The organism is Lysinibacillus sp. FSL K6-1151, from assembly GCF_038630755.1.
Lineage (GTDB): Bacteria > Bacillota > Bacilli > Bacillales_A > Planococcaceae > Lysinibacillus > Lysinibacillus fusiformis_D.
Window position 1 is genome coordinate 3,791,469 of the sequence record NZ_CP152040.1, and the last position, 25,008, is coordinate 3,816,476.

26 protein-coding genes are annotated in these 25,008 nt (G+C 38.1%); 1 reads left to right on the forward strand and 25 read right to left on the reverse strand.

All coding sequences use genetic code 11. The features are described from left to right. Positions 1-54 precede the first annotated feature (54 nt). The 13 genes from whiA to MHI04_RS18350 all read right to left on the reverse strand — a co-directional run bounded on the left by whiA (position 55) and on the right by MHI04_RS18350 (position 12,234). Positions 55-1,002 carry a DNA-binding protein WhiA gene (whiA, locus tag MHI04_RS18290; RefSeq protein ID WP_036126718.1) on the reverse strand — a complete coding sequence of 316 codons (948 nt, stop codon included), beginning with the start codon at positions 1,000-1,002 and terminating at the stop codon, positions 55-57. A 65-nt stretch (positions 1,003-1,067) separates the two neighbouring features. Beyond that, entirely contained in the window at positions 1,068-2,063 is a 996-nt protein-coding gene (locus MHI04_RS18295) for a YvcK family protein (protein ID WP_036126720.1), read from the reverse strand. 4 nt (positions 2,064-2,067) lie between these two features. Further along, on the reverse strand, positions 2,068-2,961 hold the full coding sequence (rapZ, locus tag MHI04_RS18300; protein WP_058844366.1) for an RNase adapter RapZ: 894 nt from the start codon (positions 2,959-2,961) through the stop codon (positions 2,068-2,070). A 9-nt stretch (positions 2,962-2,970) separates the two neighbouring features. Then, the gene (locus tag MHI04_RS18305; RefSeq protein ID WP_036126724.1) at positions 2,971-3,438 is read right to left on the reverse strand and encodes an 8-oxo-dGTP diphosphatase; all 468 of its coding nucleotides are present in this window, start codon (positions 3,436-3,438) and stop codon (positions 2,971-2,973) included. A gap of 337 nt (positions 3,439-3,775) precedes the next feature. Further along, on the reverse strand, positions 3,776-4,720 hold the full coding sequence (trxB, locus tag MHI04_RS18310) for a thioredoxin-disulfide reductase (RefSeq protein ID WP_036126726.1): 945 nt from the start codon (positions 4,718-4,720) through the stop codon (positions 3,776-3,778). Positions 4,721-4,901: 181 nt separating this feature from the next. Further along, complete coding sequence (locus MHI04_RS18315) at positions 4,902-6,425, reverse strand: tetratricopeptide repeat protein (RefSeq protein ID WP_036126728.1); 1,524 nt, start codon at positions 6,423-6,425, stop codon at positions 4,902-4,904. A gap of 90 nt (positions 6,426-6,515) precedes the next feature. After that, entirely contained in the window at positions 6,516-7,133 is a 618-nt protein-coding gene (gene hisIE, locus MHI04_RS18320; protein WP_342535078.1) for a bifunctional phosphoribosyl-AMP cyclohydrolase/phosphoribosyl-ATP diphosphatase HisIE, read from the reverse strand. Next, positions 7,130-7,891 carry an imidazole glycerol phosphate synthase subunit HisF gene (hisF, locus tag MHI04_RS18325; RefSeq protein ID WP_036126732.1) on the reverse strand — a complete coding sequence of 254 codons (762 nt, stop codon included), beginning with the start codon at positions 7,889-7,891 and terminating at the stop codon, positions 7,130-7,132. Before hisF ends, hisIE begins: the two co-directional genes overlap by 4 nt. Further along, positions 7,885-8,517 (reverse strand): imidazole glycerol phosphate synthase subunit HisH, encoded by a 633-nt coding sequence (gene hisH, locus MHI04_RS18330; protein WP_036126734.1) that lies wholly within the window; start codon positions 8,515-8,517, stop codon positions 7,885-7,887. Before hisH ends, hisF begins: the two co-directional genes overlap by 7 nt. Then, a complete protein-coding gene (gene hisB / locus MHI04_RS18335; protein WP_342535079.1) occupies positions 8,514-9,113 on the reverse strand; it encodes an imidazoleglycerol-phosphate dehydratase HisB in 600 nt (199 codons plus the stop codon). Before hisB ends, hisH begins: the two co-directional genes overlap by 4 nt. Positions 9,114-9,117: 4 nt before the next feature. Next, on the reverse strand, positions 9,118-10,392 hold the full coding sequence (hisD, locus tag MHI04_RS18340) for a histidinol dehydrogenase (RefSeq protein ID WP_342535080.1): 1,275 nt from the start codon (positions 10,390-10,392) through the stop codon (positions 9,118-9,120). A gap of 32 nt (positions 10,393-10,424) precedes the next feature. Beyond that, positions 10,425-11,069: an ATP phosphoribosyltransferase gene (gene hisG / locus MHI04_RS18345; protein ID WP_036126740.1), complete on the reverse strand. Its 645-nt coding sequence runs from the start codon at positions 11,067-11,069 to the stop codon at positions 10,425-10,427. Then, entirely contained in the window at positions 11,062-12,234 is a 1,173-nt protein-coding gene (locus MHI04_RS18350; RefSeq protein WP_342535081.1) for an ATP phosphoribosyltransferase regulatory subunit, read from the reverse strand. Before MHI04_RS18350 ends, hisG begins: the two co-directional genes overlap by 8 nt. 562 nt (positions 12,235-12,796) lie before the next feature. On the opposite strand from MHI04_RS18350, the gene MHI04_RS18355 reads away from it, so the two are divergent. Continuing rightward, on the forward strand, positions 12,797-13,000 hold the full coding sequence (locus MHI04_RS18355; protein ID WP_036126744.1) for a hypothetical protein: 204 nt from the start codon (positions 12,797-12,799) through the stop codon (positions 12,998-13,000). Between the two features lie 84 nt (positions 13,001-13,084). On the opposite strand, the gene MHI04_RS18360 is transcribed toward MHI04_RS18355, so the two are convergent. The 12 genes from MHI04_RS18360 to MHI04_RS18415 form a co-directional block, all read right to left on the reverse strand. After that, positions 13,085-13,627 carry an acyltransferase gene (locus MHI04_RS18360; protein WP_036126746.1) on the reverse strand — a complete coding sequence of 181 codons (543 nt, stop codon included), beginning with the start codon at positions 13,625-13,627 and terminating at the stop codon, positions 13,085-13,087. A 6-nt stretch (positions 13,628-13,633) separates the two neighbouring features. Continuing rightward, positions 13,634-14,275 (reverse strand): pyrophosphatase PpaX, encoded by a 642-nt coding sequence (gene ppaX / locus MHI04_RS18365; RefSeq protein ID WP_342535082.1) that lies wholly within the window; start codon positions 14,273-14,275, stop codon positions 13,634-13,636. 13 nt (positions 14,276-14,288) lie between these two features. Continuing rightward, positions 14,289-15,110: a prolipoprotein diacylglyceryl transferase gene (gene lgt / locus MHI04_RS18370; protein ID WP_036126751.1), complete on the reverse strand. Its 822-nt coding sequence runs from the start codon at positions 15,108-15,110 to the stop codon at positions 14,289-14,291. Positions 15,111-15,158: 48 nt separating this feature from the next. Next, positions 15,159-16,094 (reverse strand): HPr(Ser) kinase/phosphatase, encoded by a 936-nt coding sequence (gene hprK, locus MHI04_RS18375; protein WP_036126752.1) that lies wholly within the window; start codon positions 16,092-16,094, stop codon positions 15,159-15,161. Between the two features lie 138 nt (positions 16,095-16,232). Continuing rightward, a complete protein-coding gene (gene cccB / locus MHI04_RS18380) occupies positions 16,233-16,550 on the reverse strand; it encodes a cytochrome c551 (RefSeq protein ID WP_036126754.1) in 318 nt (105 codons plus the stop codon). A gap of 48 nt (positions 16,551-16,598) precedes the next feature. Next, positions 16,599-17,441: a YitT family protein gene (locus MHI04_RS18385; protein ID WP_342535083.1), complete on the reverse strand. Its 843-nt coding sequence runs from the start codon at positions 17,439-17,441 to the stop codon at positions 16,599-16,601. A gap of 160 nt (positions 17,442-17,601) precedes the next feature. Further along, the gene (locus MHI04_RS18390) at positions 17,602-18,831 is read right to left on the reverse strand and encodes an HDOD domain-containing protein (RefSeq protein ID WP_036128015.1); all 1,230 of its coding nucleotides are present in this window, start codon (positions 18,829-18,831) and stop codon (positions 17,602-17,604) included. A 162-nt stretch (positions 18,832-18,993) separates the two neighbouring features. Then, a complete protein-coding gene (locus MHI04_RS18395; protein ID WP_036128018.1) occupies positions 18,994-19,641 on the reverse strand; it encodes a VTT domain-containing protein in 648 nt (215 codons plus the stop codon). A gap of 343 nt (positions 19,642-19,984) precedes the next feature. Beyond that, positions 19,985-20,458 (reverse strand): IS200/IS605 family transposase, encoded by a 474-nt coding sequence (gene tnpA, locus MHI04_RS18400; RefSeq protein WP_036129052.1) that lies wholly within the window; start codon positions 20,456-20,458, stop codon positions 19,985-19,987. Positions 20,459-20,627: 169 nt separating this feature from the next. Then, positions 20,628-22,175, reverse strand: coding sequence for a fatty acid--CoA ligase family protein (locus MHI04_RS18405; RefSeq protein ID WP_340809435.1), 1,548 nt, complete (start codon positions 22,173-22,175; stop codon positions 20,628-20,630). Between the two features lie 142 nt (positions 22,176-22,317). Continuing rightward, entirely contained in the window at positions 22,318-24,252 is a 1,935-nt protein-coding gene (locus MHI04_RS18410) for an ABC transporter permease (protein ID WP_036128024.1), read from the reverse strand. Then, positions 24,224-25,000, reverse strand: a complete 777-nt coding sequence (locus MHI04_RS18415; protein WP_036128027.1) for an ABC transporter ATP-binding protein — start codon at positions 24,998-25,000, stop codon at positions 24,224-24,226. The genes MHI04_RS18410 and MHI04_RS18415 overlap by 29 nt, the downstream gene beginning before the upstream one ends. Positions 25,001-25,008: the final 8 nt, after the last annotated feature.

Below are 25,008 nucleotides of genomic sequence, written 5' to 3' on the forward strand. Positions count from 1 at the left end.
CAAAAGAACAATAAGCGATTACGCATGACATTCATACCTGAAAAGTATGAAAACTTAACCACCTATTTTTTCACCGCGTCTTAATGCATCAGCAATCTCATCAATTTTTCTCAATCGATGGTTAACACCTGATTTACTAACCGTTCCACTTGATACCATTTCACCAAGCTCTTTTAATGTCACATCCTGATATTCTACCCGTAGACGTGCTATTTCACGTAGCTTTTCTGGTAGCTGATCCAGACCAATTGAATTTTCAATAAATCGAATATTCTCTACCTGTCGTAATGCTGCACCAATAGTTTTGTTTAAGTTGGCTGTTTCACAGTTCACAATACGGTTGACGCTATTTCGCATATCTCGCAATATGCGCACATCCTCAAACTTCATCATGGCCTGATGTGCGCCAACAATATTAAGGAAATCTGAAATTTTCTCTGCTTCCTTTAAATAGGTGACAAAACCTTTTTTTCGTTCAATTGTTTTGGCATTAAGTTCAAATTCATTCATCAAATCCATCAATGCCTCACCATGCTCTTTATACAAAGAATAAATCTCTAAATGGTAGGCTGATGTTTCTGGATTGTTGACAGAACCTCCTGCTAAAAATGCTCCTCTTAAATAAGCTCTTTTTTGACCACTCTTTTTGATGAGCTTTCTTGAGATTGTATGGTTAAATTGAAAGTCGTCTGAGATGATTTCTAAATCAATTAGCAGCTCGCGCGCACCTTCTCTTACACGGCAAATATACACGTTATTTTTTTTTAGTCGCATCTTCTTACGAACAAGCAATTCTACATTGTACGGATACAATTTTTTCATAATCGTATATAGTCTTCTAGCAATTGCAGCGTTTTCAGTTTGCACGTCTAAACTTAGTTGTTTATTTGCAAAGGATAATGAACCATTCATACGAATTAGGGCAGAAACTTCTGCTTTCATACAATGATTGTCCGCTTCTATTTGCGTTAATTCCTTTTTTGTTTCAGAAGCAAAAGACATATCATGCCCCCCTTTCAATCATGATTTCTATGTATATGTTCATCTTACCATATACAATCAATCCATTATGTTTCTATAATGGGTCTTCTTACTTTTTGCTGGTAAATATCAGCATAATCTACCAGCCATTCTGCAACATTGATAGCATTATGTCGAACAGTCCCATCTGACCGAATTGTAGCAATATCACGTTGTATAACCTCTAAGCCCATACTTTCAAGCTTCGCCACGTCAAATGTCACTGGCTCTGCTCTTTCTTCTTTATATAGTTCTTTTACAGGGTTAGGGAGTTCTTCGTCGTTTACTAAAATAGAATCAATAAAATCGCCGCCAACATGCTTATGTATGGCTGTTACATGATCACCTGCTGTATAAGAGATCGTTTCACCTTTTTGCGTCATTAAATTACAAACATATATTTTTCTACCTTTCGCTTTCACAACAGCTTCCCCTATCTCCTTCACAAGCAGATTTGGAATAATACTTGTATATAAGCTTCCTGGACCTATTAAAATATAGTCTGCACGCTGAATCGCACGAATGGCTTCTGGTAACGGTTGCACATTTTCGGGTACTAAAAAAACACGATCAATGCGCTTTGATGCTGTTGGAATTTTTGATTCTCCTTCAATAATTGAACCATCCTCTAGCACAGCATGTAAGTTTATTTTTTTATTTGCAGCTGGTATGACACGACCATGAACTTTTAAAACCTTGCCCATTTCACTTATAGCATGATTAAAATCTCCAGTAATATCAGTAAGTGCCGTAAGCATTAAATTTCCTAAGGAGTGACCTTTTAAATCCTCTGATGCTGAAAAGCGATATTGAAACATTTGCTCTACAAGTGGTTCAATGTCTGATAATGCCGCAATCACATTACGTACATCACCAGGTGGTGGAATATCGTAGTCATCACGTAAACGGCCTGAAGAACCCCCATCATCTGCCACTGTCACAATGGCAGTAATATCAAATGGGTGATGCTTCAGCCCGCGTAGTAATGTGGAAAGCCCTGTACCACCACCTATTACGACAAGCCTTGTTTGCTTTTTCCCCATTCACTCATTCCTTTCTACGATTAATATCACGATGCGTAATAACCGTATTTTCCTTGCCTGCTAAATATGCCCCAAAAAATTCTGCTAATGTCACTGAGCGATGCTGACCGCCAGTACAACCAAAAGCAATGACAAGCTGTGACTTACCTTCTTGTCGATAAAGAGGAATCATAAAATCTAATAAATCCGTTAGTTTTTTTATGAGTATTTGCGTATCTTCCAAAGCTAAAACATAAGAGGATACCTCTGTTTGTAATCCTGTTTTGGGACGTAGCTCCTCTACATAATAAGGGTTTTTAAGAAAACGAACATCAAACACTAAGTCTGCATCAATAGGCATCCCATGTTTAAAGCCAAAGGACATAATGTTCACAGTAAAAATAGTATCTGCCTCACTAGCAAATTCATTGACAATTCTTTCACGTAATTGCTTCGGTTTCATGTTCGATGTGTTATATACAAAATTAGCACGGCCCTTTACTTCAGATAAAAGTGCCCGTTCCTGTTTAATGCCATCTAAAGGTAAACCATTGACTGCTAGTGGATGGGCACGTCTTGTTTCTTTATAGCGTCTAACTAATGTGGCATCGTCTGCATCTAAAAATAACATACGAGTATCAATATCGCCTTCTTTTAGTATATGGTCTAACGCGCCAATAAGAGCATCAAAAAAGTCGCCACCACGCATATCCATTACGGCTGCAATACGCGTACTATTTTTACCAGAATCTCTTAGCAGAGTTAAAAAAGTTGTAAGTAACGCTGGTGGTAAATTATCAATACAGTAATACCCTAAATCCTCAAAGCTTTGAATAGCTACGGTCTTCCCAGCCCCAGACATTCCTGTAATAATAACCAATTCGTGTGTACATTGTTGGCCTTCAACCACCACTGTCATGCAACTCCTTTATTGTTCTTTTGATATTTGTATTTTCTGATGAAGTAATTCAAAATTCGTTGTATAGTCAAACGTGCCATATTGAATGCCTGATTGCGAAACCGCAAATTGTAAATTAGTTCGATCTCCTTCAGCCATTGGCAAATGTGCTAAATCCTCTACTGGGTGCCATGCAAGCTTGCCTTCTCTCGTTTCTTCGAATGGTATACCTTCTACATCCTTTGCAACAAATGTATAGAGCATCCACTCATCCACTACATCATTATTTTCTTTAATAATCATCGTATAAACACCCTTTAAATGAACATTTAAAGGTGTGACATTTGTTTCTTCTTGAAACTCACGTACAGCAGCCTCAAAGATGGATTCACCGCTCTCCATTTTCCCTCCTGGAGCAACGTACCAGCCTCGTCTTGGTTTCTGAAGTAATAATACTTTACCGTCTTTTACGGCAATTAAATTTGCAATTCTTTGCATAGGCACACCTCTAATCACTTTTGCATTCTACTCCCCATTATAGCAAGACCTTGCAAGATTTGTCCTCATTTACAACTCTCTAGTAAAGACAATTAACAATTTAGGTTTATTCATGTGTAATGCTTTTATGTTAGGCGAAAAATACGTTTATTTTTTTAATTTGTACAAATAAAAAAGTAGGTTGCTCCCACCTAATTGAGGCGGAAACAACCTACTAAACAAAATAAAAGGGGGATTGCTAATTACATTTTTTATCATACACCTTTTATATGTCATTCAAGTTACAGCAATATTAAAACCACATTAAAATTGTATTTTTTTCCTTTAAATAGCCATGTTAGGCATTAATTTTCTCTAATAGCTCTTCCACATAATGCTGTACAGCTTGTGCGGCAATACTACCGTCACCTGTCGCTGTCACAATTTGGCGAAGTGTTTTTTCACGAACATCTCCAGCTGCAAAGATACCTGGGATTTTAGTTTCCATATTGGCATTTGTCAAAATATAGCCAGCATCATTTAAAATGCCTAATGATTCAAATGGTTTAGTTAAAGGCAACATACCAATATAGATAAAGACACCATCTGCTGCAAATTCAGATTCTGTACCATCAACAGTTGATTGTAATGTGACACTACCAACTTTACCATTAGCTTCATTAATTTCTTTTACAGTTGCATTCCAAATGAAATCAATTTTGTCATTGGCAAAGGCACGATCTTGTAGAATTTTTTGGGCACGTAATTTGTCACGACGGTGGACAATCGTTACTTTATCAGCAAAGCGAGTTAAATAAACGCCCTCTTCAACAGCTGAATCGCCACCGCCTACAACTACTAGATTTTTTTGTTTAAAGAATGCCCCATCACATACTGCACAGTAGCTGACACCACGACCGCCTAGCTCTTTTTCACCTGGCACACCCATTTTTTTATACTCCGCACCTGTTGTAATAATAATGGCACGTGTTTTATATTCTTTTGCACCAGATTTAATTGTTTTATATTCTTCACCATCAATGATTTCGGATACATCACCATAGGCATATTCTGCACCAAATTTTTTAGCGTGCTCAAACATTTTTGTAGATAGCTCAGGCCCTAAAATGGTATCAAAACCTGGGTAATTTTCTACTTCCTCTGTGTTTGCCATTTGCCCACCAGGAATCCCACGTTCAATCATTAATGTTGATAAATTTGCACGAGATGTATAAACAGCAGCAGTCATCCCAGCAGGACCTGCACCAATTATTACTACATCATAAATTTTTTCTTCTGACATCAATACTTCCCCCTAAACAGAATACTTTTTATCTTCATTCAACCAATAAGTGTAACGTCACCTACAGAAGAAGATAAAGCCCTTGACGGATAGGATAATGTCGCCAAGGAACATTGGTGATAACGTTAGTATGTTCATCGTATGTGAAAGTATAAAGTTATTCAACTATGTTGCTCACACGTTAATTATGACTATTAGGTAAAAACGTTAGAATTTCATCAATATACTTCGATAACGTTGATACAGATACTCCATATTGTTGGGCAATTTCCTTTTTTGTCACTTTGAGCATCTGTGAAGATCTAAATAAATAATCATTGGCTCCTGCAATTGCTGTTGGGTTTGTAAAACGATAGTTTTGTATTAGTGCTTGTTCACATAGTACAAACCACATTTGAAACATTGGTACAATGAGTGATGAGAGCTTCCCATACTGTTCTAATAAAATTTCTGGTACGTTGACAGCACGTAAAAAGCTCGCTTCTACTTTGTTCTTCTTATCAAATTCGTGGCCGAGTGAATAAGCTAAAAACAATTTCTCAAATGTGTCTAATTGTTCAACATTAACCAATTTCGGATGAGCGATAATTTCTTGCTTATGTGCAGTACCCTTCAGTAAAAACAAACCAAAAATGCGCTCACTCGTATAAGTGCTTTCTAATTTTTCAACAATAAAATCACGGTCATGCTCCAATGCATCAAGTGCAAATTCATTTTCTTGTTGGCGCCATGGCTCAAAGCCCTCTTTGTCAGGGTCTAGCTCTAGTAGCTGATCCCATGCACTTTTCGATACTTCCTCATGACCTGAGAAATAGGCCGCATGTGACAACCAAAAGTAAAAACCAGCATCTCCAACATAGCCTCTCTTTTGCATACTACGCAACCATTTATAGGCTAATTCATACTGTCCTATTAAGGCTAATGTAGCCCCTAATTTATAACGGTGCTCCCATGTGTATGGCTGAATTTTGACAAGTATATTTAGTAGTTCTTGTAAATCCTCTTCATTTTTTTCATAATAAGCAATCACCGTTAAATTACATAGTGCATGTAAATTTCCCTTATTTTCACGTAGCACGGTATGTAAGAGAGCCTTCGCTTGCTCTTCTTCTCCTACATAAAAATAAGCAAGTGCTAAATTATTATAGGCTGACCAAAAGGCTGGTCGATCTTCAATTAAATCTTCTAAAATAGTAATAGCTTCTGGAAAATCCCCTTTTTCCATACAACGACGAGCTTGCTCCTGACGATACAAATCCTCACCAGATTCTTCAGGGTCTTCCAAATCATCTTGCTCGAAAGCGACAAATTCTAGTATTTCTGCTGCTTCATCTGCATAAGCACCCTCTGGTTCTAGCCGCAAATATTCTTCTGCAAAACGTTTCGCATCATGCATGATGCCCACACATCCTGATACTTCTGCCATATAGAAAATGATTTCTGGATTATCTGGATCAATTTGATAGGCATGACGAAGCAGATCATACGCTTCCTCAAAACGTTGACCTTCTAACTCTACGATGGCTAGCTGCAAGATAATCATAGGATCATCAGGGCTTAAATCTACCGCACGTTGTAAATATTTATAAGCTTTATTCATTTGTCCACTATTCATTGCTTGAATTGATTTTTTATAATAATAGTCGCCTGTTGGAATGAACGACACTATATTCGATTGAGTCTCATTTTGACGTTTCTTTTCCAATATATTTCCTCCGAAACAAGAAATAAGGAACGCATTTTACGTTCCTTTACACAGTAATTTCTATTATACCATACAATCAATAATATGCTGTTATTTCTCCTCATGACGTTTTTCCAACACATGTAGAACATCATAAATACTTACTTTTTGTTCTTGTAGCAATACTAGGAGGTGATAGATTAAATCAGCTGCCTCCCATTTTACTTCTTCGACATCGCGGTTTTTAGCCCCAATGACAACCTCAGTTGCCTCCTCCCCAACCTTTTTACAAATTTTATCGATACCCTTGTCAAATAAATATGTAGTATAGGCTCCTTCTGGCATTTCCTGCTCACGCTTTGCAATCACACGCACAAGTTTAGCGATGATGTCTACAGAGCCAATCTGCTCATTTTGTTGAATCACCTCTGTAAAGCAAGAAGTTGTACCATTATGACAAGCTGGGCCAGCGGGTAGCACTTCCACCACTAATGCATCCTGATCACAGTCTGCTTTTATGGACACCACTTGTTGTCTATGACCACTTGTTGCTCCTTTATGCCACAGCTCTTGACGAGAACGAGAATAAAACCAAGTTTCTCCTGATTCAATTGTTTTAGCTAATGATTCTTTATTCATATAGGCCACTGTTAGCACTTCTTTTGTGTTGGCATCTTGTACAACAGCTGTAACAAGACCTTTCTCATCGAACCGAATATTCTCTATCATCTTACTGCCACTCCTTTGTCACGTAAGTATTCTTTTACTTGTAATACGTTCGTTTCTTTGTAATGGAAGATTGAAGCCGCCAATGCAGCATCTGCATCTACCTCTTGTGCTAATACTTCGTAAAAATGTTCGGCATGTCCCGCTCCACCACTAGCGATAACAGGAACTGTCACTGCCTCTCTTACCGCTTTAGTTAAGGCCAAATCAAAGCCAGATTTTTCACCATCTTGATTCATACTTGTTAATAAAATTTCCCCTGCTCCTAAGCGCACAGCTTCTTGTGCCCACTCAACGGCTGACCAAGTTGTTTTATTGCGTCCACCATGTGTATAAACCATCCATGTATCATCTTCTTCACTATAGCGAGCATCGATTGCAACAACGATACATTGTGCACCAAAGAAATCAGCGCCCTCTTGAATAAGAGCTGGTCGCTCCAAAGCAGATGTATTCACGGATACTTTATCAGCACCTGCACGTAAAATACGCTTCATATCTTCCAACGTACGAATACCACCACCAACTGTAAAAGGTATTGCAAGTGTAGCAGCTGTTTGACGAACAACATCTATCATCGTTTCTCGACCTTCATGTGAAGCAGAGATATCTAAAAATACAAGCTCATCTGCGCCCTGCTCATCATAGAACTTTGCAAGCTCCACTGGATCACCTGCATCACGGATAGATACAAATTGGATACCTTTTACAACGCGACCTTCCTTGACATCAAGACATGGGATAATACGTTTTGTTAGCATGCCTTCACACCTTTCAGCCATTGCTCTAATAAATAAATGCCTAGTTCTCCCGATTTTTCAGGGTGAAATTGCATGCCTGTCACGGAACCATTCGTTACAATACCAGGTACTTTTATGCCACAATAGTCTGCATAGGCAACAAGCTCAGATTCCTGAATATGTGTCGCATAAAATGAGTGAACAAAATAGACATGTTTCGCTGATACTTCACCGTCCAACCATGCAGGGCGATTCGTCAAGATCAGTTCATTCCAGCCCATATGCGGCACACGATATGCTTGATCTCCTTCGATACCACTAAAGCGTTGAATATGTCCCTTGAAAAAACCTAGCCCTTGTGTTGGGGTTACTTCTTCACTTTGCTCAAACAATAATTGCATGCCTAGACAAATTCCCAATAGAGGGCGATTTTCACTTTGTGCCTTTTGTAAATAACGGTCTAATTTAGTTTCTGCTAAACGCTTGCGAGCATCAGGAAATGCGCCAACCCCCGGTAATAGTAGTGCATCTGTTGCATCTAACACGCTCTCATCAGCCGTCACAACGACCTCACAGTCTAGTCGTTTTAATGCTTGTTCTACACTAAATAAATTGCCCATTCCATAATCAATAACACCTATCTTCACGTTAACAGCCCCTTAGTCGATGGTACTCCTTTAACACGTGGGTCAATTTCAACTGCCGCATCAATCGCACGTGCTAATGCTTTGAAAATCGCCTCAATAATATGATGTGTATTATGGCCATAAGGTACAATCACGTGAACATTCATGCGTGCCTCTAGCGCAAATTTCCATAAAAATTCATGCACTAATTCTGTATCAAACGTTCCCACTTTTTCCTTTAAAGTTGGCACACGATACTCTAAATGTGGACGATTGGAGCAATCTACAACTACCTGTGCTAGTGCATCATCCATCGGCACAAATGCTGTGCCATAGCGTTTTATGCCCTTCTTATCACCAAGTGCTTCACGAACAGCCTGCCCTAAGACAATGCCAAGATCCTCTGTTGTATGGTGATCGTCGATATAGGTATCACCATTTGCTTGTATGGTCCCATTAAATAATCCATGCTTTATAAATAAATCGAGCATATGGTCCATAAATCCCACACCAGTTTGAATATTTGCTTGCCCTTCACCATCTAAATCGATTGCTACTGAAATTTGCGTTTCATTTGTTGTACGCTCTACCTTTGCATATCTCTTCTTTACTGTCATCGCCCTATTCCTTCTCCCATCCGCGTGATTCCACTGCACGTGCATGCCCCTCTAAGCCTTCCATACGTGCTAGACGTGCAATTTTTGGTGCATTTTCTTGCCATGTTTTTTCACTGTAATAAACAATGCTTGATTTCTTTACAAAATCATCTACGTTTAAGCCACTTGCAAAACGAGCCGTGCTATTCGTTGGTAATACATGATTGGTTCCTGCAAAGTAATCTCCCACAGGCTCCGAGCTATACCGACCTATAAAAATACCGCCAGCATGTCTTATCTGTTCAACAATCCTTTCAGCATTTTCTGTCACAATTTCTAAATGCTCAGGCGCTAATGAATTAATGGCTTCCACCGCATGTGACATCGTTTCAGCTACATAAATGACCCCGAAGGTTTCTATGGAGGCACGAGCTACTGCCTGACGTGGCAATTCCAGCAATTGCTTCTCTACTTCCTCAGCTACCCTTTGAGCTAATGGCTCTGAGGTAGTGACAAGGATGACACAAGCCAATGCATCATGCTCTGCCTGTGATAACAGATCTGCAGCTATTTCATCAGGATATGCTGTATCATCTGCCAAAACCGCAATTTCACTTGGCCCCGCGATCATATCAATTGCTACTTCTCCAAATACCTCACGTTTGGCGAGAGCCACAAAAATATTCCCTGGACCTGTAATTTTATCAACTGGAGCAATTGTTTCTGTACCATATGCAAGTGCAGCAATCGCTTGTGCACCACCAATTTTATAAATTTCATCCACCCCTAAAAGATGAGCTGCCACAAGGACACCTGCTGGCAGTTTCCCATTCTGACCTGCCGGAGAAGTAATGACGATACGCTTCACACCTGCAACCTGAGCTGGAATCACATTCATTAATACAGATGAAGGATATGCTGCTGTACCACCTGGAACATACAATCCTACTGCGTCTAGTGCTGTTACGCGTTGACCTAGCCAAGAACCTTGTCCTAGCTCTAAGCGATAGCCTGAACGTATTTGTTGCTCGTGATACAGACGAATATTTTCGGCTGCTTCTGCTAAATCCTTATAAAGTTGCTGGTCTAGCGTATTTACTGCTTCCTCGATTTCTGCCCCTGTAACACGTAAGCTCTCAGGGGCATAGCCGTCCCATTTTTCAGTATAAGTACGGAGCGCTATATCTCCTTGTGTCCTAACATCTGCTAGCACTTGTCGCACAACTTTTAATTGTTCCTCATTTCCCCCTTCAAGTGGTCTTTTTAAGGAAATGCCTTTTTCAAGCTTTGTTATTTTCATAGGATTAATCCCCTTTAGTCCTTCATATGTAGCTAAATATGATTCCTTTTTTGCTCATTTACACATTTCTTTAATCGCTTCACAAGATCAATAATACGCTCACCCTTCATACGATAACTTACGGGATTTGCAATTAATCGTGATGAAACAGCTGTAATAAACTCATATTCTACTAAGCCATTTTCTTTTAAGGTACGCCCTGTTGAAACGATATCGACAATACGATCAGCTAAACCAATCATTGGTGCTAATTCAATAGAACCGTTCAGCTCGATGATTTCAACCTGCTCTCCAATGCCCTTGTAGTACTTCATTGCGATATTCGGATATTTCGTAGCGATTCGAGGCGCAATTTCATTCATTGGTGTGTTCGGTAATCCCGCAGATGCGATATAGCAATGACTAATTTTTAAATCTAATAACTCATGCACTTCACGCTGTTGTTCTAACAAAACATCCTTCCCAGCAATGCCAATATCAGCAACACCATGTTCAACATAGACAGGGACATCCATTGGCTTGGATAAAATAAAGCGAATTTTTTCCTCTGGTATCTCAATCATTAATTTACGTGACATTTCTACCTCTTCTGGTAAATTAAAACCTGCCTCTAACAGCATTTGATATGCCTCTTCAAAGATCCGTCCCTTTGGCATTGCAATTGTTAATTCATTCACCGCCTACTTCCCCCTGTCCAACAACCACCACTTCTGTAAAGTATGCTAAAAAGGCTGCCTCATCAACTAGGCTACTACGCAACTGTAAAGTAGCTAATTTTCCTGCTGCCCGTAATGTTTTCACCTTTAGTAATGCTGCCTCGAATTGTTCTTCTTCAAAAAGCACAACTGTTGCTTCCTGTCGTTTCTCTGACTGGCCATTGAACGTTTCTAATAAACGATCAACTCGAATACTAAAACCTGTTGCACCAACTTTTGAGCCAAATACTTCTAATAAACCATCATAGCGTCCACCATTTCCTAACGGAAAGCCACTTCCTACCGCAAAAACTTCAAAAAGCATGCCAGTGTAATAACTCATATGACTCGAAAGGGTGAAATCAAAAGCTATATACTCAGCTAAGTCAGCCAATTCCAGCAGTTGAGCAAGTTGTTGCATGTATTCTAATGCATCATTTTTACGCACATATTTTTCAATATCCCGGATGTCTTTAACATTCATTGCCTCCCCAATAAATTGTAGGAGGGCATCAGATTTAGCTTTGGGTAGATCAAATGATTCTACTGCTTCTTCAAATCCTACATAATTTCGTTGAACCAACAATGTTCGAAGTGTTGCTTGCTGTTCAATACTCTCTGTGTAATCTTGTAAAATGCAATTTAGTATACCCGCATGACCAATCGTGACTTTAAACTCTTCTAATTTAAAATGTTTTAATAGCTCCATTGCTGTCACAATAACTTCTGCATCGGCAAATACAGATTGATCCCCTATTAACTCAATCCCCATTTGATCGAACTCCGCTGGTCTTCCACCTTCCGTTTCTTGAGCTCGAAAAACACTTGCGAAATAAGCAAGACGTAAAGGAATCATTTCTTTTAATAATTTCGATGTAGCTACTCGAGCAATCGGTGTTGTCATATCAGGTCGTAATACTAATGTATTTCCTTGGCTATCCACTAGCTTAAATAAATGAACATCAGCAATAGCTGAAGCTTTCCCCACTGTATCGAAATACTCTACAGCGGGTGTTTTAATGAACTCATAACCCCTTTTATATAAAAAGTCTCTGCCAGCATGCCTAACGGCTTCAACCTTCTCATAGATTTGCGGAAATGTATCGCGCATTCCAAGTGGTTTTTCAAACATTTTTATCGACGACATATGAACACTTCCTTACATTTCACTTTAATTCACTAGAGTGTTAGAGAATTAGATTATGAAAGAATTCTAACTTATTTCTTTTAAGCAGTCAACTTTTCTTCTTTAATTAACGAAATCTTTAAATACTTATTATTCTGTTAATTATACCTATTACTTAGTGAACAACGGTATAAAAACAAGACATCATTTCTCTTAAATTTTGACAAAATGTTTTACTGAGAATGAGAATATGTCTAAAATGTGACATGATGATTATAAATCAACTAAAGTATTCACTAAAAAATTGAGAATGATTCTCTCTTATACAATTGTTGGAAAAAATTAAGTTTTATCAACAACCTATTCTCAATACAGTCACGCATATATTATATAGATATAATATTATTGAATGAAATATTAAAAATGATTCTCAATCTCATTATCAATAAGAATACCTTAATATCAATACTTTTATTGATTATTACTCTCATTCTATTTTTTCTTTTACTTTTTTAAAAGCTTAATATAGAATAGCATTAATAACAAAAAGCACCATATAAACTACACATTGGAGGGATTTATTATGGCATGTCCATTCGTACAACTAAGTGAGCAAATGATCGTAAGTATTTGTAAAGGTGAGTTTTACCCTGGCGACAAAGTAACACTTCATACAACAGAAGACATAGATGGGACTGCAATTAAATCAACCTTTGTTGAATCAACTTGCTTAGGTGATCACGACAATTGTGAATTCAAATCAGACTATGACGCAGCGCTTGCATAAATATTAAAAGCTACTCCAAAACCGGAGTAGCTTTTTAATATGAAAAAACTCACGAAGTATGTAGTCATACAACGTGAGTTTTTATTATTTTTTTGGTGTACACCATTCTACAACCTCATTGCGCTTACGCTCAGCCATTTGTTCAGCCGTATAAATAATCCGCATAGGATTGCCCCCTGCCAAACACCCTGCCGGCACATCCTTATGTACAAGGGTGGCGGCTGAAACAATGGCACCGTCTCCGATTGTTACACCTGGTAGAATCGTTGAATTTGCGCCAATCATTACTTCATTTCCAATATAAACATCACCTAAGCGATATTCCTCTATTAAATACTCATGCGCTAAAATTGTCGTATTAAAACCAATCACTGTATTTTCACCAATGAAAATACGTTCGGGAAACATGGTATCTGGCATGACCATTAAGGCTAATGAAGTTCGCTCGCCAATAGTCATGTTTAAAAATGTACGATAAAGCCAGTTTTTCACACGTAAAAATGGTGTGAAGCGTCCAATTTGAATGACAATGAAACACTTCATCACCTTCCAAAAGGACACCGTGTCATATATATTCCAAAGCGAATTGGCTCCTTCGACACGATAACGTTCTGTTTTACGCGCCATCTGCCCTTACCCCTCTTTCACAATATCCAATAAATCTGTCATATGCTGTAGCATATGTTCTGGTTGATATTGCTGTAAGTATGCCTCACCTTTAATTGCCCAAGCAACACCTGCTGCTCTTACACCTGCACGATGCCCTGCTTCAATATCGTGCGAATTATCACCAATCATAATGGCATCTTCTTTGTCTATTCCTAAACGTTGTAAAGCAAGTAGTACTGGCTCTGGGTCAGGCTTCACATTTTTTACATCATCTGTGCCAATACGCACATCAAATAAATGTGTCGCACCCATAATAGAAAGCCCACGATCAATAGTCTCATTACGTTTTGTTGAAACGATAGCCAATCGAATACCCTGTGCTTTTAATTGCTCTAGTGTTGACACAACATCAGGATATTCGCTAACTAGTTCATCATGATGCTCTATATTCCAAGCGCGATAATTTGCGATCAAAGCTTCCTCTTCATCTGGTGCAATGTCATTAAATGTCTGTTTGAGTGATGGACCAATGAATTTCAAGCAATCTTTTGGCGAATATTGCCCGGGAAATCGCTCATTTAATACATGCATAAATGTTTGAATGATTAAATCATTCGTATTAAGTAACGTGCCATCAAAATCAAACAATAGTGCTTTAACAGCCATATTTTACATCCCCTTATTTATTATCCAAGTATTTTACGGCTGGTTTTACCTTTATTCTGCGATAAATAATGGCACCTAGTCCAACTACAATACCAATAATGGACACTACCTGTGCTGAGCGTAAATCGCCTACTAGGTAGAGACTATCTGTACGCATACCTTCGATATAGAAGCGACCAATAGAATACCAAACTAGATAGCTAAAGAAAATTTCCCCACGATTTAAGTTTACTTTACGTAAGACTAATAAAATGATAAGCCCAATCAGGTTCCAAACGGATTCATATAAAAATGTCGGATGTACATAAGAACCTAATTCTTCGATATACATTTGATTGATAATCCAATCTGGTAGCATTAGATTTTCTAAAAAGGCTTTTGATACTTCCCCACCATAAGCCTCTTGGTTCATAAAGTTGCCCCATCGACCAATAATTTGTCCAATTAAAATACTAGGTGCTGCAATATCTGCTACTCGTAAAAAGCTTACATTTTTTATACGAGTAAATATGTAAGCTGTGACAAATGCTCCAATAAGTGCACCATGGATGGCAATACCGCCATTCCAAATCTCAATGATTTTACCTGGATTTTCACTATAGTAATCCCATCGCATGGTCACATAGTAAATACGTGCACAGATGATGGATATAGGAACTGCCCATAACAATAAATCTGCCAGGAAGTCTTCAGGCAATCCTCGCTTAACGGCCTCTCTCTGCCCGACAATATATGCTAAAATGATTCCCGACACAATTAACAATCCATACCAACGAACCGGAATAGGCCCTAAATGAAAGGCAATCGGGTCAATCTGTAATAGTAGTAAATCCATCTTCTGCTCCTCTCAATATGTCATTCACATAATTTAGTTCACAACTGTTTAATCATCTAACTCATCATTAGATGAAATTACTTCATCTAAACGTCTTGAAAACTCCTCTGCTGCGTTTACGCCCATTCTCTTTAAGCGGTAATTCATCGCAGCCACTTCAATAATAACGGAAACATTCCGTCCTGGTCTTACAGGAATCGTTAGTTTGGTTAGTTCCGTATCAATTATTTTCATTTTCTCTTCTTCTAAGCCTAATCGATCATAAACTTTTTGCGGGTCCCAAATTTCCAGCTCAATAATGAGTGTAATCCGTTTATACGGACGCACTGCACTTGCACCAAATAGCGTCATAATGTCAATAATGCCGATTCCGCGTATTTCCAATAAATGCTCTAGTAAAGGTGGGGGACTACCAATTAAAAGGTTTTCTGATTCTTGACGAATTTCTACACAATCGTCCGCTACTAAACGATGACCCTTTTTAACAAGCTCAAGTGCTGTTTCACTCTTCCCAACGCCACTTTTACCAATAATAAGCACACCAATTCCATACACATCGACAAGCACGCCATGCGCTGCTGTCATTGGTGCTAAGCGTCCCTCTAAATAGTTTGTTAATCTACTCGAAAATTTGGTTGTCGTCATATGTGTTTTAAAGACAGGAACATGCTTTTCGTTGGAAGCCTGAATCAGCTCCTCGGGGACTTCTAAATCTCGAGAAATAATAATAGCAGGTGTATCTTGCGAACAAAGTAAACGCATACGCTCAAGCTTGACATCTGCTGGCAGCATTTCGAAAAAAGACAGTTCCGTTTTGCCAAGCAATTGGACGCGATTTGCCGGATAATGTGTAAAGTATCCTGCCATTTCAAGTCCTGGTCTTGAAATATCACTAGTGACGATCGTTCTTCCAATTCCTTCCTCACCAGCTAATAACTCTAACTTAAATTTCTCCATAACATCTCTTGTTAATACTACGACCAATGAAAAAGCCTCCAATCAATGGATAAGGTTCTTCTTATTTTAGCATGTCTATGTCTAAAAGGAATGTATTTACTCTCAACACAGCGTTTACCTCCATAAAAAAACTAGCGGCTCTCCAGCCCGCTAGTTTTATAAATACTATTTTTGAGTTGCCAACCATTTGGCTACTGCCTCAGCATCTGCCCCTTTTACAACCCCTGGAGGCATACCGTTTTTACCGTTATTGATAATATCTAAAATTTCTGATTCAGATAAACGAGCACCTACGTCATTTAATGCTGGACCACTTGCACCTTGTAACTCGCCACCATGGCAAGAAACACAAGATTTCATGGCAATCGCTTCACCATCTGGCTCTGTAGCACCTTCATTATTACTTGCAGTTTTATCTCCGCCACCACATGCAGCTAAGAAGATTGCTGATCCGAACACTAATGTTAACATTGCTTTTTTCATTAGTACCCCTCCTCATAATAAATACCTTACGCCGCCATTATACCAAAATTATGCACGTTTGAAACCTTCTCCTAATACCTCATAAGCATCAGAAACGATGACAAACGCTGATGGGTCAACGCTTTTAATGAGTTGTTTCAGCTTTGTGAATTCTGTTTGATAAACAACAACCATGAGAACTGGTCGTGCTTCTCCTGTATAGCCACCGATTGCTGATAACTTAGTTATACCACGATTGATTTCAGCATAAATGGCTTCTCTTACCTCATCTTGTTTCAATGTAATAATATAGACCATTTTAGATTGGCTAAAACCTAACTGAATGATATCAATCGTTTTTGTTGTAACATAAAGTCCAATCAGAGCATACAAACCTTTTTCTAAATCAAAAACAACTGCTGCACTAATTGCGATGATTCCATCAATTAACAGTACACTTGTTCCAAGCGACAACCCAGTAAACTTCGTTATGATTTGCGCTAGTAAATCAGTGCCACCAGTTGAAGCATTCCCTTTAAAGACCAGTCCTATTCCTAAGCCAACAACAATTCCACCAAAAAGAGCTCCCAGTAAAGCATTATCAGTCCAAGGCTCCCAGCTATTCGTTAACAAGACAATAAAAGGTAACGTAATGGTACCGATAAATGATTTAATCCCAAATTTTTTGCCTAGCAATAATACACCAGCAATAAATAATGGTACATTAAATGCATATTGAACAATTCCCGGATTCCATCCAAACAAACCATGCAAAATCGTACTAATGCCACTTACCCCACCTGAAGCGACTTGATTTGGTAATAAAAAAACATTAAAACCAATAGCAATTACTGCCGCTCCAACAATCACATACACATACTCCACAATGTTATCTCTCACATCATGTCTCATTTCCCCACGCCCACTTCAACTATCAGAATTTTTTAAAGACGAGATGATTATAGCAAATACTCTTCATATTGAGAACTTCATCTTGATGAAGGGAATATGCCATTGTGGAAATATAAAAAAAGCTATCTTAAATGAAACGTTAAGATAGCTTTTGCACAGTTTAAAATGATTTTTCAGCCCATTCCATGGCTTCATAATATAAATGATCAATATCAACTAGTGGAATATTCAACTGTGTCGCTAGCTCTTCTAGACGTGGCCAATCTAACTTCCCTAGTGCGATACTAAACTCTAGATAGGGTGTCATATCCGTTTCAATGCCCAAAATGGTGCTCGTAATATCCTCTGAGAACGGTAATTGTTGTAAAATGACCTCTATAGGTCTTTGAAGCAACGTATCAATGAGTGAAAACATGCCTACTAAGAAATATTCTGAGAAATTCTTTTTGTAAGAAAGCTTCGCTAGCTTTTCACAAACCTTTGCTCGGAATAAAGATGTACACAGCACTTCTTTAAAAAGATCAGAATTGGCGTCTATATCGATTTCTCGCATGGCCAATAAATAGATCCATTTTCGTAAATTTGATACGCCCAGTAACACAATGGCTTGTTTAATGGAGCGTACCTTCGATTTAGATCGTTTAGATGAATTATTAATCATTTGTAATAATTTATACGTCAATGAAATATCACGTTCGATATTTTCCGCTAATAATTGGATATTTGGCTCTTCTTCTTTTAATAAAGAGATGATGTGAATATATTGAATTGTATTCGCTGGAATGTCTGTTGCTCGTATTATTTGAGGTTGTTCAAAAAAATAACCTTGAAATAACACATAGCCAGAAGATTTAGCTACTTCAAACTGATGACGCGTTTCTACTTTCTCAGCGAGTAATTGAATGTTTGGAAACTTATCCTTTACTTTAACTTCAATTTCCATTCGTTTAACGATAGATGATGCTAAAAAATCAACCTTAATATAATCAATCTGCTCAAATAATTCATCATAAATTTCCACATGCTCATCCATAATAAAATCGTCTAAAGCAATTTGGAACCCATGTTTTTTTAGCTCAATTACACGTTCCACTAACTGAGGAGTAAGTGGAACATCTTCTAGTATCTCAATCACAACCTGTGAAGGATTTAAAAATTCATGAATGGAGCTCATCAATAAGTTTTCAGTAAAATTAACAAAACCCGGTTTACCTTTTGTTACCTCTTCAAAACCAATTGAAAGAAATGAGTTCACAAGTACGTCAATCGTTGCTGCATCTGAATCGACCATTGGAAAGGCATTGACGTTTTTGCCACGATATAATAATTCATAAGCAACTACCTGCTCATGAAGATTAAAAATAGGCTGTCTGCCAATAAATACTTCCATTTCGCTGCCCCCATTTCTTCATATTCTAGTAATATATAGTATATCATTTTTACGACCTGTTGTTTATACTTCACACTAATTTAGTATGGTCACTATTAGACATATAACACAAGAAAGGACAGTCCTAGTGATGATCCATTGATCACTTTAGGACTGTCCTCATTATTTACCTACTCTAGATTTGATAGCACCAATAACTGCAGGCACAACTGATATAAAGATTATCAAAATAAGGACAACCGAGAAGTTATCTTTAATAATAGGAATATTACCAAAGAAATAACCTAGTAATGTACAGCTGAATACCCATAATATTGCACCAAAGATATTATAAAATAAGAAATAGCTATATTTCATTTTACTTGCACCCGCCACAAACGGGATAAATGTACGAATAAATGGCATGAAACGAGCTATAACAATCGTTTTCCCACCATGTGTATTAAAGAATTTTTCAGCTGCCTCCATACGTTCTTTTTTAACAACTCTTCCGAGGAGGCTCTTTGGAGGGATTGATGTTCCTACCTTATGACCAATATGATAGTTCATCGTATCTCCTAAAATAGCTGCTGCTAAAAATACAGGAATTAAAATCCACATATCAAAGGCACCCATTGCAGCTGCTAATGTTCCACTTGCAAATAGCAATGAATCACCAGGTAGGAATGGGAAAATGACAACGCCTGTCTCTACAAAAACAATCGCAAATAAAATCAGATAACTCCAATTGCCAAAATCACGAATAATTTCTTCTAAATGCACATCGATATGCACAATAAAGCTTATTAACTCCTTAATGAGTTCTAACATGTTTTTGTATGCTCTCTTTCAATAGTATTTTTACCTAAAAGCTTTGACGTAGCTTCACATCAAAGGGTTCCAGTTTTGTACGTCTTTTTACATTACTTCCTCACTATATGACAAGCTCTTGAAAAGTATGTAGAAGATTTCACATGTTTGATTTTATCACTTACAGACAACTACTCTCAACTGATTTTACTATTATACGAATAATGTACATAATCAGAACCACCAGTATAACTGGTGGTTTGCTCTGCGCGTGAAACGCTGGGGTACTGGCCCATGTCTAAAGACATTCTGAATGGTCTGCCAACCGCACTCCGTTTTCACACAAACCGCTAAAGCGGCTTACTTATTTTTTCTTTCTCTTGATTTCTTCTCCTGTGAATGGGTCAATGAATTCTTTCATCGTCATTTGATCTTGCAGGATATCTTCTTGTAATTGATTTTTTATATACTCTTGTATCTTTTTCTTATTTCGGCCGACTGTGTCCACATAGTATCCTCGACACCAGAATTGACGATTACCGTATTTATACTTTAAATTCGCATGTCGGTCGAAAATCATTAGACTACTCTTCCCTTTTAAATAACCCATGAACGCAGATACACTCAATTTCGGTGGAATACTTACCAACATATGAATGTGGTCAGGACAGGCTGTTGCCTCTATGATTTCTACATCTTTTCTTTCACATAATTGGCGCAATATTCTTCCAACATCTGCTTTAATTTGACCATAAATAATCTGCCTTCTATACTTTGGCGCAAAGACGATATGATACTTACAATTCCACGTTGTATGTGCTAAACTTTTATTATCCATTTATGGTGGCTCCTTTCGTACGAAGTCGGTTGACTAGACCTGACTTTATTGTACGTTTGGAGTTTTTTTATTGTCCATAGCTAAAAGCTTTCCGGAACCCCCTGCATAGCAGGGGGTTTTCAAAGCACACAAAAAAAAGCTACCATTTTTCAATAGTAGCTATACTCGTTTAAACTTTTTCTTTTAATGAACGTCGTAATATTTTCCCTGTCGTGTTTTTCGGAAGTTCATCCAGTATCTCAATCATCTTTGGCACCTTGTATTTCACCATATGCTTGGCACAATAAGATAGCAGATCTTCTGTCGTAGTGGCTGCTACTTCTTTTAACACAACATATGCATGTACAGCTTCCCCTAAGTTAGGATCTGGAAAGCCTACCACCGCCGCCTCTACAATATTATTATGGGCAAACAGCACTTCCTCAACCTCACGAGGATAAACATTAAAGCCACCTACAATAATCATATCTTTTTTGCGATCGACAATGTAAAAATAGCCTTCTTCATCTACCCTAGCTAAATCCCCTGTATAGAGCCAGCCGTCGCGAATGGCCATGGCCGTTTCTTCAGGCATTTTATAGTAACCCTTCATCACATTAGGGCCACGTACAATCAGCTCGCCAACTTCGCCAACAGGTACTTCCTGACCGTTCACATCAACCACTCTATTCTCCACATTGCTAATCGATGTACCGATAGAGCCAGCTTTTCGATCACGATCAAGTGGATTAAAGCATGTAACAGGTGAAGCTTCCGATAAGCCGTATCCCTCTGACACACGCACATTAAATTTCTGTTCGAAATTATGTAAGAGTGCAACAGGTAAAGATGCCCCACCTGAAATGGCCAAACGAATTGTCGAGAAATCTTCTGGATCACCTTCAGGTAACTGATACAAGAAATTATACATGGTTGGAACACCAGCAAATACCGTTGCTTTTTGCTCTCTCGCTAAAGCAAAAATTTCAGTAGGGCTAAAGCGAGGTGTAAGTAAAACTGTTGCTCCGCTTAATAAAGGCGCATTGACCACAACCGTTAAGGCAAATACATGAAACACTGGTAATGTAGCAATGACGCGATCATCTGCCTTGATTCCTAAATAATGGGCAACATCACGAGCATTTGAATACACATTGCCATGTGTCAGCATAGCACCCTTTGGACTACCTGTAGTTCCTGAAGTGTATAAAATAATAGCATTGTCATCATCTGCAACTTCCACAGGCTCTAAAGATTCAGCAGCAGTGGCGATGACCTGTGTAAATAAATGCGTTTTTTCTTGTGCTTGCGGTGATAACGCTACCATTTTTTCCGCTATATCTGGCGTCGTTTCACAAACTATAAATGTGCTTACTTGTGGAAATGCTTGTACACCCTTTTCAACTAATGGAAGCAAAGCGTCGAGTGCAATGACTGCTTTTACATCCCCGTTATGCAAAATATAAGAAATTTCATCTGGTGTATAGATTGGGTTAACTGGTATTGCTGTTGCCCCTAAACGCATTGTTGCATACAAGGCAATTAAATAGTGTGGCGTATTGCCGAGTAAAAACGCCACATGGTCCCCTTTTTCAACACCTAAATCTTGTAATCCCTTTGCAAAACGACCAACTGTATGCTCAAATTCCCCGTAAGTTGTATCTTTCCCCATAAAATGATACGCAACTTTTTCCGGCTGCTCTGTTGCCTGTTGGCGAACACGTGAAACTAAATTCAATTACACCATCCCCTTATCGTATAAAATGAATCGTTATTCAGTAATATTATATAAGAAATGTATCTAAAAGACAATGAATCTTTTTATTTCATGTCATAAATTACGTTAAATAATTCATTTTTTTCTCTTTTAAACAAAGACATCATGAGCGAATATGTGAGATGTAACGCCAACGAATTAAATAAAAGTAAACTACTTGTATTAACACAAAGAAGCCAAAAGCAAAGAATACTTCTTTTACAATCGAAATATTTGCTATGTCTCTCAAAATACCTTGTACCATTAGAAAAGCAAAGGCACTATGCATCATTGCAACACCCCAAGGCAAAAAGAATTGAGGAAATAAATGACGATTAACAAGCTTTTTCAGCTCCGCATCAGTTAAGCCCATGCGCTTTAACACATCAAATTTACGCTTTTCACGTTCAAGTGATGTATGCAATTTAAAATAGATAAAGCTCCCAGCCGCAAGTAAAAATACAGTGGCAACCAATACACCCACTAAAGTAAATAATGAGTAGGTAGCTAGTATATAAGAATAATTTAATCCTGCATTTTCAAAGTAAAATGGACTAAATTTATCCTTTTTAAGAAAATATAAATTGGATTCTAGATGGTCTATAGCCCTCCCGATATCTTTTGTTTCCATCCATTGTGGTATAACGAATGTAAATAGATGATAACTAGGTTGAATAATATCTTGATCAGAGATCGGATGAATCAGCTTTGCGAAGTCCTCATCACTAATGACAATTGAATTGACACTTACAATTGAACCTGGAAACACTATTTTTGGATAGACACTATCGATGGTAATCGGAATATTATTCTCTTCTAAAACGGTGTGCACAATTCTATTTTTTAATTTTTTTAACGAATCCTCTGAATAAGGGATAAATACTGCCTCACCAGCTCCCAGGTTCAGTAATGGATAACTATACGAAGAAAGCAAAACATTCATATCGGACTCTCGAAATACCTCCACTTCATTTCGAGTGAAAGAAGAGGTTTGCTTCACTACAATAAAACGGGACAGCTGATAAGATAAACCTTTCTCCTCTAATTGCAGTCGCAATGAATTGATATGCTCTCGCTCAAATGGATTATCCACATCTCCTTTATAAACCAGCCCTAATGGATTTAAGCGATCATATTGAGTTGTATAGGAGGACATAGTCGCTAAAACGCCCACAGACAAAAAGGCAAGTGTTGATACCATCGTAACAACGAAAAACATTTTCACATTATCCATCATAATATGGGTTTGTTCAGCTAGTGAGAGAAGACGGTAACGTTGCCAATGAAACTTGCGTTTTCCACGTGCTAAATCTAAAAAGCACGGGACGGAATCACTGAAAAAATAATATGTGCCGAATGTTGCTGAAAATGGTATTAATAAAGTTAGCCAGATGAATGCCGTATGTCCTACAACAAACGCTAAAATATACGTCGTTAAAATTAAAGCAATACCGTAAATAGCTCGGATTTTGGAATAGGTTGTTAAGCTATTTACATAATCACTGCCTTTAATAAGATCTCGTAATTTTCTCTCTCGTGTAAAATACACACTAATAAATGAAATGACGACAAACGCACTTGTAAAAACACCAATTGTTAGTAAAAACGGCTGCCAGGAAACATATAATGGTAATTCATCTAAATGCAAAATTTCTCGTACGATCATAAAAAAGAATTTTGAAAACGAGAAGCCAAACACGATACCTACAATAATAGAGCCTGACCCAATAATCATTGTCTCTAAAAAGACAAGTCTATTCATCTGGCGCTTTTCCATTCCTAAATGCAATAAAATGGCGAATTCATGGGATCTTGCCTCTAAAAAGGCACTCATGGAATAATACAAAAAGAATAATGTAAAGAGGACGAGAACAATTTCAGCACCCACCATCCCGATAAGTGATACCTCTCCTAATATCCCGCGCTCAATATCAGGATGAAACATTAGCATTGAATAGATAAAAAATACAGCCACAGAAAAAAAGCTTGCCATGAAAAAGGCACCATATATCCGGCTGTTCCGCACGACATTACGGTAAGCGAATTGTCGAAAGGTCACCTACTTGCCCTCCTCCTAGTAAGCTCAAAACATTTAATATACGTTGGAAAAACATTTGACGACGATCATCTCGATAAATTTCATTGAAAAATTCACCGTCTTTAATGAACAACACCCGATCACAATAGCTAGCTGCAATCGGATCATGTGTGACCATTACAATCGTCGTTTGTTTATCCTGATTGACTTTTGTTAGCAGTTCGAGCACATCACGTGAAGAATTCGAATCTAAATTACCCGTAGGCTCATCCGCTAAAATCAGACTCGGATTATGGATAAGTGCTCGACCAATAGCCGTTCTTTGTGCCTGTCCACCAGATATTTCATTTGGACGTCTATGAAGGAAAGAAGTTAAGTCGAGCTTTTCTACAATACTAGCTAGACGTTCCTCCATTACTTCTAAAGGCTGTTGGTCTAATGTTAGTGGCAGCACGATATTTTCCTCGACCGTTAGCATGTGCAAAAGATTGAAATCCTGAAACACAAAACCGAGCTGTCTTCTTCTGAAGTAAGCAAGCTCAGTTGCATTTAATTTATGTGGATTCATGCCATCCAGTATGATTTCACCGCTAGTAGGCTCATCAATTGTCGAGATAATATTCAGCAAGGTCGTTTTGCCACTTCCGGAAGGTCCCATAACAGCTAAAAACTCCCCTTCTTCTACATCAAAGCTCAACTGATTTAATGCCCTATGTGTCACTTTACCTTCATATACTTTTGTCACATCTTTAATTTGTAAAATAGGCATACGTCATT